Origin of the sequence: Xanthomonas sacchari, from assembly GCF_024266585.1 — a bacterium.
In the GTDB taxonomy this organism is placed as follows: domain Bacteria; phylum Pseudomonadota; class Gammaproteobacteria; order Xanthomonadales; family Xanthomonadaceae; genus Xanthomonas_A; species Xanthomonas_A sacchari_C.
In genome coordinates, this window is the sequence record NZ_CP100647.1 from 657,888 (window position 1) to 671,963 (window position 14,076).

Genomic DNA, 14,076 nt, shown 5'->3' on the forward strand with positions numbered 1-14,076 from the left:
CGCTGCGTGCCGCTTCCGACGTTTCTCCGACCTTGGTGAAGGCCGTACAACGCACCGTTACAGGGATGGTGCGATGCGACACATCCGTAGAGTAGCGTTGCGCGTTTCTTCCCAGCCGCACTCCCATGTCCGACCTCCTGATGGCGCCTCGTCGTCCCGTTCGCTGTGCCCTGTTGCTGGCCATTGCCGTGGCCGGAGGCTGCTCCGGCGACAAGCCGGCGGCCGCGCCGCCGCCGCGGGTGGGGGTGCTGACCCTGGGGGCGCATACCCTGCCGGTGGAGCGCACCCTGGCCGGCCGCACCGTGGCCTACGAGACCGCCGACGTGCGCCCTCAGGTCGGCGGGCTGCTGCGCCAGCGCCTGTTCCAGGAGGGGCAGGAGGTCAAGGCCGGGCAGCCGCTGTACCTGATCGATCCGGCGCCGTACCAGGCCGCCTACGACATCGCCCGCGGCAACCTGGTGCAGGCCGAGGCGGCGCTGGCCAGCGCGCGGCCCAAGGCCGAGCGCACCCGCACCCTCACCGACATGGACGCGGCCAGCAAGCAGGACGCCGACGACGCCCTGTCCGCCCTGCGCCAGGACGAGGCCGCGGTGGTCGCGGCCAAGGCGGCGCTGCAGGCGGCGCGGATCAACCTCGACTACACCCGCATCACCGCGCCGATCTCCGGCACCATCGGCACCTCCGCCTACACCGTCGGCGCGCTGCTCACCGCCGCGCAGGACGCGGCGCTGACCACCATCCAGCGGCTGGACCCGATCTACCTGGACGTCACCCAGTCCAGCACGCAGATGCTGGCGCTGCGCCGCCAGCTCGATGCCGGGCAGATCCACGCCATCGACGGCAAGGCGCAGGTCAAGGTGCGATTGGAGGACGGCAGCACCTATCCGCACGCCGGCACCCTCGAGTTCGTCGGCACCCAGGTCAACGCCGGCACCGGCAACGTCACCCTGCGCGCGGTGGTGCCCAATCCCGAGCACCTGCTGCTGCCGGGCATGTACCTGCGCGCGGTGCTGCCGATGGCCACCGACCAGGGCGCGGTGCTGGTGCCGCAGCAGGCGGTGACCCGCGACAGCAAGGGCGAGCCGCTGGTCAAGCTGCTCGACGCGCAGAACAAGGTGGTGGAGCGCCACATCCGCACCGGCGAGGCGATCGGCCACGACTGGGTGGTGGAGTCCGGGCTCAAGCCGGGCGAGCGCCTGATCGTGGTCAACGGCAGCCGCGCCGAACTCGGCAAGCCGGCGCAGCCGTATCCGGTCACCGCCGCCCAACTCGATGCCGCGCCGGCGCTGCCGGGCGACGACGCCCAGGCCGACTGAGGACTCCCGCATGTCGCGCTTCTTCGTCAACCACCCGGTGGTGGCCTGGGTCATGGCCATCGTCATCGTCCTGATCGGCATGCTGGCCATCCATGGGCTGCCGGTCGAACGCTATCCGCACATGGCGCCGCCCACCATCACCGTGCGCGCCACCTACACCGGCGCCTCGGCGCAGACGGTGGAAAACACCGTCACCCAGCTGATCGAGCAGTCGCAGCAGAGCCTGGACCACCTGCTGTACATGACCTCCACCAGCGCCTCGGACGGCACCGCGCAGGTCAACCTGGTGTTCGAGACCGGCACCAACGCCGACACCGCGCAGGTGCAGGTGCAGAACCAGTTGCAGTCGGTGATGTCGGTGTTGCCGCAGGCGGTGCAGCAGAACGGCCTGGTCATCACCAAGTCCAGCGGCTCGCTGTTCGAGGTGGTGGCGTTCACCTCCGACGACGGCAGCATGGACAACTTCGATGTCGCCAACTACATGGAATCGAACATCGACGACCAGATCAGCCGCGTCAGCGGCGTCGGCAACATCCAGCCGCTGGGCTCGGAATACGCCATGCGCATCTGGCTGGACCCGGAGAAGCTGCGCAAGTACGCGCTGATGCCGTCCGATGTGGAGAACGCGCTGCAGTCGCAGAACACCGACGTGTCCGCCGGCGAGATCGGCGGCCAGCCGGCGCTGCGCGGGCAGCGCCTGGACGCCACCGTGACCACCCGCAGCCGCCTGCAGACCCCGGCCCAGTTCGGCGCCATCGTGCTCAAGAGCGATGCCAGCGGCGCGGCCGTGCGCCTGTCGGATGTGGCCACCATCGGTCTGGGCCCGGAGACCTACGACAGCATCACCCGCTTCAACGGCAAGCCCTCGGCCTCGCTGGGCATCGAGCTCAACTCCGACGCCAACGCGGTGGAGACCTCCGAGGCGATCGAGAAGCGCCTGCAGGAACTCAAGCAGTACTGGCCGCACGGCTACAACTACCACATCGCCTTCAGCACCACGCCGTTCGTCACCACCTCGATCAAGGAGGTGGTGATCACCCTGATCGAGGCGGTGCTGCTGGTGGTGGCGGTGATGTACCTGTTCCTGCAGAACTGGCGCGCCACGCTGATCCCGACCATCGCCGTGCCGGTGGTGCTGATGGGCACCTTCGGCGTGCTCGCCGCGTTCGGCTATTCGATCAACACCCTGACCATGTTCGCGATGGTGCTGGCGATCGGCCTGCTGGTCGACGACGCCATCGTGGTGGTGGAGAACGTGGAGCGGGTCATGGGCCAGGAAGGCCTGCCGCCGAAGGAAGCCACGCTGCGCTCGATGCAGCAGATCGGCGGCGCCCTGGTCGGCATCGTGCTGGTGCTGACCGCGGTGTTCGTGCCGATGGCGTTCTTCAACGGCGTCACCGGCGTGATCTACCGGCAGTTCTCGATCACCATCGCCGCCTCGATGATCCTGTCGGTGCTGGTGGCGATGACCCTGACCCCGGCGCTGTGCGTGACCATCCTCAAGCCGCTGCACCAGGGCGAGGCGCCGATCGGCTCGCACGGCCGCCTGGGCTGGTTCTTCGTCTGGTTCAACACCCGCTTCCGGCACCTGTCCGAGCGCTACCGCGCGCTGGTCGAGCGGGTGCTGGGGCGGCGCGCGCTGGGCCTGATCGCCTACGCGCTGCTGCTCGCGGTCACCGGGCTGTTGCTGTGGCGCCTGCCCGGTGCGTTCCTGCCCGACGAGGACGAGGGCATGCTCAACGTGCTGGTCAAGCTGCCGGCCGGCTCCACCCTGGAGCAGACCCTGGCGGTGACCGACCGGCTGACCAAGGCCGCGCTGAAGGACCCGGGCGTGCGCTCGGTGCTGTCCTCGGCCGGCTTCAGTGTCACCGGCGCCGGCCAGAACGTCGGCATGGCCTTCATCCGCCTGAAGGACTGGGACGACCGCGACGACGACGCGGCGACCATCGCCGATCATCTGAACAAGGCGCTGGCCGACGTGCCGGATGCGGAACTGTTCGTGACCTCGCCGCCGGCGATCACCGGCCTGGGCGACGCCTCCGGCTTCACCTTCGAGCTGATGGACTACGAAGGCGCCGGCCATGCCGCCCTGGTCGCCGCGCGCGACAAGCTGCTGCGCCTGGCCCAGCACGATCCCAAGCTGATGAACGTGCGCTACGCCAGCCTGGAGGACGCGCCGGTGTATGCGGTGAAGATCGACGACGCCAAGGCGCAGGCGCTGGGCGTGGACCCGGGCGACATCAACGCCACGCTCAACAGCGCGCTCGGCGGCGACTTCGTCAACAACTTCATCTACAAGGGCCGCATCAAGAAGGTCTTCGTCCAGGGCGATGCGCAGGCGCGCATGGCGCCGCAGGATCTGGACCGCTGGACGGTGCGCAACAGCGGCGGCGACATGGTGCCGATGTCGTCCTTCACCCGCTCGCACTGGACCAGCGCGCCGGCCGCGCTGGAACGCTACAACGGCGTGTCGGCGATGGAACTGACCGGCCAGGCGGTGCCCGGGGTCAGCTCCGGCGCGGCGATGGACGAGATGGCCGAACTGAGCAAGCAGCTGCCGCACGGCTTCGGCTACGCGTGGTCGGACATGGCCTACCAGGAGAAGCTGTCGGCCAACCAGGCACCGGCGCTGTACGCGATCTCGCTGCTGTTCGTGTTCCTGTGCCTGGTGGCGCTGTACGAGAGCTGGTCGATCCCGTTCGCGGTGATGCTGGCGGTGCCGGTGGGCGTGTTCGGCGCGGTGCTGCTGATGACCCTGCGTGGTCTGGAGAACGACGTGTACTTCCAGGTGGGCCTGCTGACCACGGTGGGCCTGGCGGCGAAGAACGGCATCCTCATCGTCGAGTTCGCGCGCGACCTCGAACACCGCGGCGAAAGCCTGCTGGCCGCCACCCTGCACGCGGTGCAGATGCGCCTGCGGCCGATCCTGATGACCTCGCTGGCGTTCCTGCTCGGCGTGCTGCCGCTGGTGTTCAGCAAGGGCGCCGGCTCGGCCGCGCGGCACTCGCTGGGCACCGGCGTCACCGGCGGCACCCTGGCCTCGATCACCCTGGGCCTGTTCTTCGTGCCGCTGTTCTACGTGATCGTGCGGCGGCTGTTCCCCGGCCGCCCGGCCGCCACCGAGGAGGTGCAGGCATGAGCGCCGTCTCGCGCATGAGCGTGGCGGCGGCCACGCTGCTCGTCCTGGCCGGCTGCACCCTGGCGCCGACCTACCAGCGTCCGGTGGCGCCGGTGCCGGCCGACCTGGCCGCGGCCGATGCGGCGCCGGCCGCCGGCGCCGCCACCGACACCCTGGCGATGCCGGACTGGCAGCAGGTGTTCCTGGATCCGCGGTTGCGCCAGACCATCGCGCTGGCCCTGCAGAACAACCGCGACCTGCGCGTGGCGATGCTGTCTATCGACAAGGCGCGCGCGCAGTACCGCATCCAGCGCGCCGCGCAGCTGCCCTCGTTCGATGCCAGCGCCAGCATGAGCCGCGGCCGCAGCAGCGCCGCCAGCAATGACGATGGCGTCTCCCAGCTCTCCACCAACGACGCCGTCCAGGTCGGCCTGAGCAGCTGGCAGCTGGACCTGTTCGGGCAACTGCGCAGCCTCAACCAGGAGGCCCTGCAGAACTGGCTGTCCAGCGCCGAGAACCAGCGCAGCGTGCGCCTGAGCCTGGTCGCCCAGGTCGCCGCGGCGTGGCTGACCGTGGGCGCGGACCAGGAACAACTGGCGCTGGCGCAGCAGACCCTGGACAGCCAGGCGCAGACCCTGCAACTGACCGAGCGCCAGCATGGCGTCGGCAGCGTGTCGGGGCTGGACCTGGCGCAGCAGCAGACCAGCGTGGCGTCGGCGCGGGTCGCCGTGGCCAGCGCCGCCACCCAGTTGGCGCAGGCGCGCGATGCGCTGCAGCTGCTGGTCGGCGCGCCGGTGGAGGCGGCACTGTTGCCGACGGCGCAGGCGCTGCAGGACAGTGTCGTGCTGGCGCCGCTGCCGGCGCACCTGTCCTCGGCGGTGTTGCTGCAGCGTCCGGACGTGCTCGCCGCCGAGCACAGCCTGCAGGCGGCCAATGCCGACATCGGCGCCGCGCGCGCGGCATTTTTCCCCTCGCTGAGCCTGACCGCGTCGACCGGCCGCAGCAGCGATGCGCTGTCGACGCTGTTCTCGGCCGGCAGCCGCACCTGGTCGTTCGTGCCCAGCATCACCGCGCCGATCTTCCACGCCGGCGCGCTGAAGGCCTCGCTGGACGCGTCCAAGCTCGGCAAGGACATCGCCGTGGCGCAGTACGAGAAGGCGATCCAGTCGGCCTTCGCCGAAGTGGCCGACGCCCTGGCCGCGCGCGACCATCTGCAGGCGCAGCTGAGCGCGCAGCAGGCCCTGGTCGACGCCAGCCAGCGCAGCTATACCCTGGCCGACGCGCGCTATCGCGCCGGCCTGGACGGTCACTTGCCGGTGCTGGATGCGCAGCGGTCGCTGTTTGCCGCGCAGCAGGCGCTGATCGCGCTGCGCCTGCAGGACGCCAGCAACCGGGTGACCCTGTACCAGGTGCTCGGCGGCGGTGCCGACGCCCAGGCCCAGGCCGCGGCCGCGCCCTGAGCTGGAACCGAGGCAGGCCTGAGGCGAGCTTGAGGCCTGCTTGAGGCAGACCTGAGCGAGCAGGAGCGTCGCCACGCGCGACGCTCTCCCGTGGGAGGGACTTCAGTCCCGACGCATGGCAGTTGGACGCTGTCCAACGGTCGACCAAGGCGAGGCCCTGTGCGACATCCCCGTGGTACCCGACACGGCCAGCCGCCGCGCCGCTGTTTTCATGCCCGGACCCGGCTGTCCGCAACGGCATGCGACGCCAGGTGACCCGGCGCAGGAGGCATCCCTTGTGGGAGGGACTTCAGTCCCGACGCGACGGCACTCGGACGGCTCTCCAACCACCGACCCCGGCGACGCCTCGTGCGCGCCCCCGCGGCACACGCCACGACCAGCCTCACGCCGCCATCTTCATAGCTGAACGTAGCGGTATGCTTCGGCGGGCGTCGTAGACAAATACCGGACGCTTGCGCGCCGCATCTCCTTCATCGCACTGGCCGCAGGCACGCCCCGGGCGCCTCTTCAGCGCCTTGGCGACACCCTCGACACCGCCCCAGCGCGCCGGGCAGCGCGCCAGGCTTGGGCCATAATCGCGGCGACTCACTCTAGGTATGCCGCAACCGATGAAGATCCCCCCGAGCCTGCAGCCGCTGATCGACGATGGCGTCATCGACGGCGTGCTGCGCCCGCTCAAGAGCGGCAAGGAGGCCGCAGTCTATGTAGTCCAGGCCGGCGACGACGTGCTCTGCGCCAAGGTCTACAAGGACATGGCGCAGCGCAGCTTCCAGGCCCGCGTGCAGTACCAGGAAGGGCGCAAGGTCCGTGGCAGCCGCCAGGCGCGGGCGATCGGCAAGGCCAGCAAGTTCGGTCGCCGCGAGCAGGAGGCGGCGTGGAAGGACACCGAGGCCAACACCCTGTACCAGTTGGTGGACGCCGGCGTGCACGTGCCGCAGCCGCGCGGCTACTTCCACGGCGTGCTGCTGATGGAGCTGGTCACCGACGCCGACGGGCAGAGCGCGCCGCGGCTGAGCGAAGTCGAGCTGGAACCGGCGCAGGCGCAGGCCTTTCATGCGCAGTTGGTCGGCGACGTGGTCAGGATGCTGTGCCTGGGCCTGGTCCACGGCGACCTGTCCGAATACAACGTGCTGGTCGGCGCCGACGGCCCGGTGGTGATCGACTTCCCGCAGGTGGTCAGCGCCGCCGGCAACAACGCCGCCCGCGCCATGCTGCTGCGCGATGTGCACAACCTGCGCGACTGCCTGGGCCGCTTCGCCCCCGAGCTCAACGCCACCCACTACGGCGAGGAGATGTGGGCGCTGTACGAGAAGGGCACGCTGCGCCCGGACAGCGCGCTCAGCGGCCGCTTCACCTTCGACACCCGCCGCGCCGACGTGCGCGCGGTGCGCGCCTCGATCGAGGACGCGCGGCAGGAAGCCATCATCCGCCAGCAGGGCCGAGAGGCCGCTGCGCAGGACGACTAGGGCTGTCGTCCCGCCCCGCGAACGCCAGCGGATGCCGGCGCACTCTCGGGAACAGCCGACAGACCCTGGCGCGAAGTCGCTTTCGCGCACGCCCATGTTGCGCTGCAATGCGGCGCAGTCACGTTTGCGACACCGGCCACCGCGCGCCGCAAACCGCGCGAAGCCTTGCCACGCCTGCATTGCGCGCGCGCCTGCGCACGTGCGACCAGCCATCTGCCGCCGACCCGCCAGGCGTAGTGATGCGCGTTACAGTTCGCTTATTTGCGGAAATGGTTATTGGCAATAACAATTTGCTCGACGCCGCTTGCGCAGCTGCCCCGGGAGGGCCACCCATGTATTTCGATCCAGACGTCGTCCGTTTCTTCGCCCTGGCGCAGCAGTCCGGGCAGCCGCCGATGGAGGAACTGCCCTTGCCCGAGGCGCGGGCGATGATGCGCGGCGTCGCCGCGCAGTTCGGTTTCCCGCGCGCGGAGATGGCCGAGGTTCGCGACCTGCAGGCATCGGGTCCGGCCGCGCCGGTTCCGCTGCGCCTGTACCGCCCGCACGGCCTCGACGCCGGTCCGGCCCCGACCTGCGTGTACGCGCATGGCGGCGGCGGCGTGGTCGGCGACCTCGACTCGCACGACGACGTGTGCCGGCAACTGGCCGCGCGCGCCGGCTGCCAGGTGCTGGCGGTGGACTACCGGCTGGCGCCCGAGCACCCGGCGCCGGCCGGCATCGAGGACGTGATCGCGGTGCTGCGCTGGCTGGCGGCGCACCCGGGCGAGGTCGGCGCCGATCCGCAGCGCCTGGCGATCGCCGGCGACAGCATGGGCGGCGCCCTGGCCGCCAGCGCCGCGCTGGATGCGCGCGATGCCGGCATCGCCTTGCGTTGCCAGGTCCTGATCTACCCGCTGACCGACGTGCGTCCGGACAACCCCTTCCCCTCGCGCGTGCACAACGCCGGCATCCCGCCGCTGACCGAGGCGGCGATGCGCTACTTCGACCGCCAGTTGCTGCCGGACCCGTCGCTGGCGTCGGACTGGCGCATCTCGCCGGTGGTGGCGCCGGACGTGGCCGGCGTCGCCCCGGCGCTGGTGGTGCTGGCCGAGCGCGATGCGCTGCACGACGAAGGCCTGCACTACGCGCAGCGCCTGCGCGAGGCGGGCGTGGAAACCCTGGTGCGCATCTACCCGGGCATGATCCACGGTTTCATCAACATGGGCGGCGTGCTGCGCGTGGCCGGCGAAACCCTGGACCTGGCCGCGCTGCTGCTGCGCCAGCGCCTGCTGCCGGTGCCCGCGCAGGACTGAGCCCCATCGCAGCGCGTACCACCTCCCGGCAATCGCCGCCGGTGGTGGCACGCGCTGCCTCGCCTGGAACCATGCGTCCGTCGCATCCGTAGGAGCGGCTTCAGCCGCGACGGGGCATTGCCGATACGCACCCCGGGTCGCGGCTGAAGCCGCTCCTACGCGAGTGCTGCGCTCGCTGCGCGTTCGCGACCGATCACGCCACCCGGCTGCGCCGCGCGCGTTCCAGGTGCACCAGCAGTAGCGAGATCGCCGCCGGGGTCATGCCGGGGATGCGCTGCGCCTGGCCGACGGTCTGCGGACGCACCCGCTCGAGCTTCTGCTGCACTTCGGCCGACAGCCCGCGCACCTGCGCGTAGTCGAACGCGGCCGGGATCGGGGTGTCCTCGTGGCGCTGCTGGCGCGCGATCTCTTCGCGCTGGCGGTCCAGGTAGCCGGCGTACTTGATGCCGATCTCCACCTGCTCGGCCACCTGCGCATCGGTCACGCCCGGGCCCAGCGACGGCACCCGCATCAGCGCGGGGTAGTCCAGTTCCGGGCGCTTGATCAGGTCCAGCACGGTGGTCTCGCGGCTCACCGCCACGCCCAGCGTGGCCGCGACCTCGCGGCCCAGTGCGTTGCCCGGCGTGGCCCACAGCCCGCGCAGGCGCTCGTTCTCGCGCGCCACCGCCTCCTGCTTGGCCTGGAACCGCGCCCAGCGCGTTTCGTCGACGATGCCCAGGTCGTGGCCGATGCCGGTCAGGCGCGCGTCGGCGTTGTCCTCGCGCAGCTGCAGCCGGTACTCGGCGCGGCTGGTGAACATGCGGTACGGCTCGCTGGTGCCGTGGGTGATCAGGTCGTCGATCAGCACGCCGATGTAGGCCTGGTCGCGGCGCGGCGACCACGGCTCAAGCCCGCGCACCTGGCGCGCGGCGTTGAGGCCGGCGATCAGGCCCTGCGCGGCCGCTTCCTCGTAGCCGGTGGTGCCGTTGATCTGCCCGGCGAAGAACAGCCCGGGCATGGCCTTGGTCTCCAGCGAGGCCTTGAGCCCGCGCGGGTCGAAGAAGTCGTACTCGATGGCGTAGCCGGGGCGGGTGATGTGGGCGCGCTCGAAGCCGCGGATCGAACGCACCAGCTCCAGCTGCACGTCGAACGGCAGCGAGGTGGAGATGCCGTTGGGGTAGATCTCGACCACGTCCAGGCCTTCCGGCTCGACGAAGATCTGGTGGCTGGCCTTCTCGGCGAAGCGCACCACCTTGTCCTCGATCGAGGGGCAGTAGCGCGGGCCGATGCCCTCGATCTGCCCGGTGTACAGCGGCGAGCGGTCCAGCGCGCCGCGGATGATGGCGTGGGTGCGCTCGGTGGTGTGGGTGATCCAGCACGAGACCTGGCGCGGATGCTGGGCGACCTCGCCCAGGAACGACATCACCGGCAGTGGATCGTCGCCGGGCTGCTCCTCCATCGCCGCGTAGTCCAGGCTGCGCCCGTCGATACGCGGCGGGGTGCCGGTCTTGAGCCGGTCCACGCCGAAGCGGCCGTCGCGCAGCGCCTGCGACAGCGCGGTGGCCGGCGGATCGCCGGCGCGGCCGCCGGCGTACTGGGTCTGGCCGATGTGGATCTTGCCGGCCAGGAAGGTGCCGGCGGTCAGCACCACCGCCGCCGCCTCGAAGCGCAGCCCGGTCTGGGTCAGCACCCCGCGCACGCGCTCGCCGTCCATCACCAGGTCGTCCACCGCCGCCTGGAACAGGGTCAGGTTCGGCTGCGCCTCGACCAGGCGCCGGATCGCGCTGCGGTACAGGCTGCGGTCGGCCTGGCAGCGGGTCGCGCGCACCGCCGGGCCCTTGGAGGCATTGAGCGTGCGCCACTGGATGCCGGCCAGGTCCGCGGCCTGGGCCATCGCCCCGCCCAGCGCGTCGATCTCCTTGACCAGGTGGCCCTTGCCGATGCCGCCGATGGCCGGGTTGCAGCTCATCGCCCCCACCGTCTCCACGTTGTGGGTCAGCAGCAGGGTGCGCGCGCCGGCACGCGCCGACGCCAGCGCCGCTTCGGTGCCGGCGTGGCCGCCGCCGATCACGATCACGTCATAGCGGTAGAAGGAGTCGCTCATCGGGGTCTCGTCGGCCGGCACGGGACCGGCGGCAGGGGGCTGCGGGCGGGGGTCGCCCTGGGCGTGGACATGAATTTTAGCGGTTGCATCACAAATTGCAGATTTGGGCCTCAAGTTGGCACGCAATCTGCAGATATTCCCACTGCACCCAACGTGGCAATGCGTCAGGGGCGTATGACTGGAATTGGAACAGGGGCCAGTCACGCGCACGTTGGGGGAGCTGGGGGCCGGTAGTCGGGGGACTACCGGCCCTTTTTTATGCCCGTTTTCCGCCGCCGGCCGGCGCGCGCGCCAGCAACGACAAGGCCCCAACGCGAAAAGCCCCGGCGGACCGGGGCTTTTCGTTGTGAGGCGCCGACGCCCGACAGGGCCGGAACAGGGGGGATCCAGATTTCCCTGTCGGACATCGACATAGACGGTGGGGTCAACCCCTTCGGGTCATAAAGCGACGCAGGCGGTCACCCCGTAGGACGTAGAGTGCTTGCTGTGACAGGCGAACGCAAGCCCTTTCTCAGGGCTCGAGTGTGCGACGTGTCCCATTGCTGCGCCCCATGTTGCCGGGGCGGGGCGCCGGCGGCCGCGGCATCGCCTCAGGGCGCTGCATCACCGGCCGGGGCGGCTGCATGGACTGCGGCCGCGGCGCCGAATTGAGCGCATCCGGACGGCGCAGGCGGTCCAGGTCGCGCCACGGCGTCGGCACCCGACCGCCCACGCTGGGCGGTGGCGGCGACGAACCGCCGTCGTCCGGCCGCGGGCGCGGCGGTGGACGGTGGCGCGGGCCGTCGTAGCCGCGATAGTAGTAATACGGCACGCCGTAGCCGTAGTAGCCGTAATACGCCGGGCCGTAACCGTAGTAGGGCACCGCGCCGTACGGCGAGTAGTACTCGGAGTAACCGGGCGGATAGCGGTATTCGACCGAGGGCGCGCCACGGTAGTAGCCACCGTCGCCGCCTCCGGCGTAATCGTAGGTGGCACAGCCGCCCAGTGCGGCCAGCAGTCCAGCGGCGCAGATCAGGCTCAGTTTCATGGCATTTGCCCTCCATCAGGCTGGCTGACAGGTTCGGTCCGTTGCATTGAATCCCCCCTTAACTTCCCGCGCCGCACTTGAACGCTTAAGTCGCGCGCAACGGCGGCGCACCTGCGCCGGTCGCGGGCGCTGCACGTTGGCGACGATACGCTACCCTTTCGCGCATGGTCTCACGTTTTCTGCCCGAGTTCGGCGACGTCCTGGCGGCCGCCGCACGCATCGCCGCGTATGCGCGGCCGACCCCGGTCCTGCGTTCGCAGGCGCTGGACGCCGCCACCGGCGCGCAGCTGTATTTCAAGGCCGAACACCTGCAGTGCGGCGGCGCGTTCAAGTTCCGCGGCGCCTGCAATGCGGTGTGGGCGCTGGATCCGGCGCAGGCGGCCCGCGGGGTCGTCACCCACTCCTCAGGCAACCATGGCGCGGCCCTGGCGCAGGCCGCGCGCACCCGCGGCATCGGCTGTCATGTGGTGGTGCCCGAAGGCGCGGTCGCGGCCAAGCTCGCCAACATCGCCCGCCACGGCGCCACGCTGTGGCGCTGCGCGCCGACCATCGCCGCGCGCGAGGCGATGTGTGCGCGGGTGCAGCGCGACACCGGCGCGACCCTGGTGCATCCGTATGCCGATCCGGCGGTGATCGCCGGCCAGGGCACCGCGGCGCTGGAACTGCTCGACGCCAGCGGCGGACTGGACCTGCTGGTGGTGCCGGTCGGCGGCGGCGGCCTGGCCGCGGGCAGCCGCCTGGCGCTGTCGGCGCTGGCGCCGCAGGCGCAGTTGCTGCTGGCCGAGCCGGCCGGCGCCGCCGACACCGCGCGCTCGCTGGCCGCCGGCGAGCGCCGCGTGGACATGGTCCCGGACACCGTCTGCGACGGTCTGCGCGGCAGCCTGGGCGAGCCGAACTTCGCCCTGCTGCACGGCCATGCCGAGGTGATGGTGGTCGAGGACGCGGCGACCGTGGCGGCGATGCGGCTGCTGTGGCAGGTGCTCAAGCAGGTGGTGGAGCCGTCCTCGGCGATCGCCCTGGCGGCGGTGCTGGCGCAGCCGGCGCGCTTCGCCGGGCGGCGGGTGGGGGTGATCCTGTCCGGCGGCAACGTCGACCTGGATGCCTTGCCGTGGGGCGCGGCATGAGCGCGCGGGGCGGGTTCCGCTGGCTGCGCTGGCTGCTGCGCCTGGCGGCGCTGCTGGGGCTGTGGCTGCTGGGCGTGGCGATCTACATCGTCTGGGTCGGCGACCGCGACCAGGCGGCGCCGGCGGACGCGATCATCGTGCTTGGCGCGGCGGCCTACGACGCCAAGCCGTCGCCGGTGTTCGAGGAGCGCATCCGCCACGGCCTGGACCTGTACCAGCGCGGCTACGCGCCGACCCTGATCTTCACCGGCGGCTTCGGCAACGGCGCGCGCTTCGCCGAGTCGCAGGTGGCCCGGCGCTACGCGCTGCGCCACGACGTGCCGGCCGACGCGATCCTGATCGAGACGGTGTCGCGCACCACCCGGCAGAACCTGATCGAGGCGCGCCGGCTGATGCGCGAACACGGCCTGCACCGGGTCATCGTGGTCAGCGATCCGCTGCACATGGCGCGGGCGCTGCGGCTGTGCCAGGAACTGCAGATCGACGCGCTGGCGTCGTCGACCCCGAGCAGCCGCTTCCGCAGCTTCCAGACCCGCTGGCGCTTCCTGCTGCAGGAGCTGTACTTCTTCCATCGCGACCTGCTGGAGCAGGCCGCCTGAGCGTTGCGGCGAGCCCGTATGATTGGGCCTTTCCACGACTGGAGGGGCGACCGCCATGAGCAACCACGGAGTTCCTGCGCAGGACCAGGCCATCGCCCTGGTCCAGGCCTATTACGCGGCGTTCAACCGCGGCGACTGGGACGGCATGCTGGGCATGCTCAGCGACGACGTCGCCCACGACCTCAACCAGGGCGCGCGCGAGACCGGCAAGGACGCGTTCGCCGCCTTTCTGCAGCGCATGAACGCCAGCTACCGCGAGCAACTGCACGACATCGTGGTGCTGGCCGCGCAGGACGGCCGCCGCGCCGCCGCCGAGTACGTGGTGCATGGCGAGTACCACCACACCGACACCGGCCTGCCGGAGGCGCGCGGCCAGCGCTACGTGCTGCCGGGTGGGGCGTTCTTCGACATTCGCGACGGCAAGATCGCCCGGGTCAGCAACTACTACAACCTGGAAGACTGGATCGCGCAGGTCTCCGCCTGAGCCGCGCGCCGGCCTGAGGCCGGTGCGTTCGCGCTGTCGCAAAACTGTCCGCGCGCCGTCATCGGTGGCCGCAGGCGCGGTGGCTATGGTCGCCGCGTCGAGTGAGA

Annotated in this window: 10 protein-coding genes; 8 read left to right on the forward strand and 2 right to left on the reverse strand. The window is 70.9% G+C overall.

All coding sequences use genetic code 11. From position 1 onward, the window contains the following. Positions 1-125 precede the first annotated feature (125 nt). The 5 genes from NKJ47_RS02755 (at position 126) to NKJ47_RS02775 (ending at position 8,652) form a co-directional block, all read left to right on the forward strand. Entirely contained in the window at positions 126-1,316 is a 1,191-nt protein-coding gene (locus NKJ47_RS02755) for an efflux RND transporter periplasmic adaptor subunit (RefSeq protein ID WP_254460030.1), read from the forward strand. 10 nt (positions 1,317-1,326) lie between these two features. Then, positions 1,327-4,455, forward strand: coding sequence for an efflux RND transporter permease subunit (locus tag NKJ47_RS02760; RefSeq protein ID WP_254460031.1), 3,129 nt, complete (start codon positions 1,327-1,329; stop codon positions 4,453-4,455). Next, positions 4,452-5,894, forward strand: a complete 1,443-nt coding sequence (locus NKJ47_RS02765) for an efflux transporter outer membrane subunit (RefSeq protein ID WP_254460032.1) — start codon at positions 4,452-4,454, stop codon at positions 5,892-5,894. The genes NKJ47_RS02760 and NKJ47_RS02765 overlap by 4 nt, the downstream gene beginning before the upstream one ends. Positions 5,895-6,502: 608 nt before the next feature. Continuing rightward, entirely contained in the window at positions 6,503-7,360 is an 858-nt protein-coding gene (locus NKJ47_RS02770; RefSeq protein WP_254460033.1) for a PA4780 family RIO1-like protein kinase, read from the forward strand. A gap of 332 nt (positions 7,361-7,692) precedes the next feature. Continuing rightward, positions 7,693-8,652, forward strand: coding sequence for an alpha/beta hydrolase (locus tag NKJ47_RS02775; RefSeq protein ID WP_254460034.1), 960 nt, complete (start codon positions 7,693-7,695; stop codon positions 8,650-8,652). A 193-nt stretch (positions 8,653-8,845) separates the two neighbouring features. Here the strand turns inward: NKJ47_RS02775 and mnmG are convergent, their stop codons facing one another. Then, positions 8,846-10,735 carry a tRNA uridine-5-carboxymethylaminomethyl(34) synthesis enzyme MnmG gene (gene mnmG, locus NKJ47_RS02780; RefSeq protein WP_254460035.1) on the reverse strand — a complete coding sequence of 630 codons (1,890 nt, stop codon included), beginning with the start codon at positions 10,733-10,735 and terminating at the stop codon, positions 8,846-8,848. Between the two features lie 511 nt (positions 10,736-11,246). Beyond that, the gene (locus NKJ47_RS02785; RefSeq protein WP_254460036.1) at positions 11,247-11,762 is read right to left on the reverse strand and encodes a hypothetical protein; all 516 of its coding nucleotides are present in this window, start codon (positions 11,760-11,762) and stop codon (positions 11,247-11,249) included. A 164-nt stretch (positions 11,763-11,926) separates the two neighbouring features. Between NKJ47_RS02785 and NKJ47_RS02790 the strand changes: the two genes are divergently transcribed. The 3 genes from NKJ47_RS02790 to NKJ47_RS02800 are packed head-to-tail and all read left to right on the forward strand — an operon-like array spanning position 11,927 to position 13,969. Continuing rightward, positions 11,927-12,886, forward strand: a complete 960-nt coding sequence (locus NKJ47_RS02790; RefSeq protein ID WP_254460037.1) for a pyridoxal-phosphate dependent enzyme — start codon at positions 11,927-11,929, stop codon at positions 12,884-12,886. After that, positions 12,871-13,485, forward strand: coding sequence for a YdcF family protein (locus NKJ47_RS02795; protein ID WP_425612900.1), 615 nt, complete (start codon positions 12,871-12,873; stop codon positions 13,483-13,485). The genes NKJ47_RS02790 and NKJ47_RS02795 overlap by 16 nt, the downstream gene beginning before the upstream one ends. A 55-nt stretch (positions 13,486-13,540) precedes the next feature. Continuing rightward, entirely contained in the window at positions 13,541-13,969 is a 429-nt protein-coding gene (locus NKJ47_RS02800) for a ketosteroid isomerase-related protein (protein WP_254460039.1), read from the forward strand. Positions 13,970-14,076 lie beyond the last annotated feature (107 nt).

Bases quoted from the DNA above. Each gene is read 5' to 3' on its own strand.
- NKJ47_RS02755 (WP_254460030.1), top strand. From the start codon at position 126: ATGTCCGACCTCCTGATGGCGCCTCGTCGTCCCGTTCGCTGTGCCCTG.
- NKJ47_RS02760 (WP_254460031.1), top strand. From the start codon at position 1,327: ATGTCGCGCTTCTTCGTCAACCACCCGGTGGTGGCCTGGGTCATGGCC.
- NKJ47_RS02765 (WP_254460032.1), top strand. From the start codon at position 4,452: ATGAGCGCCGTCTCGCGCATGAGCGTGGCGGCGGCCACGCTGCTCGTC.
- NKJ47_RS02770 (WP_254460033.1), top strand. From the start codon at position 6,503: ATGAAGATCCCCCCGAGCCTGCAGCCGCTGATCGACGATGGCGTCATC.
- NKJ47_RS02775 (WP_254460034.1), top strand. From the start codon at position 7,693: ATGTATTTCGATCCAGACGTCGTCCGTTTCTTCGCCCTGGCGCAGCAG.
- mnmG (WP_254460035.1), bottom strand. From the start codon at position 10,735: ATGAGCGACTCCTTCTACCGCTATGACGTGATCGTGATCGGCGGCGGC.
- NKJ47_RS02785 (WP_254460036.1), bottom strand. From the start codon at position 11,762: ATGAAACTGAGCCTGATCTGCGCCGCTGGACTGCTGGCCGCACTGGGC.
- NKJ47_RS02790 (WP_254460037.1), top strand. From the start codon at position 11,927: ATGGTCTCACGTTTTCTGCCCGAGTTCGGCGACGTCCTGGCGGCCGCC.
- NKJ47_RS02800 (WP_254460039.1), top strand. From the start codon at position 13,541: ATGAGCAACCACGGAGTTCCTGCGCAGGACCAGGCCATCGCCCTGGTC.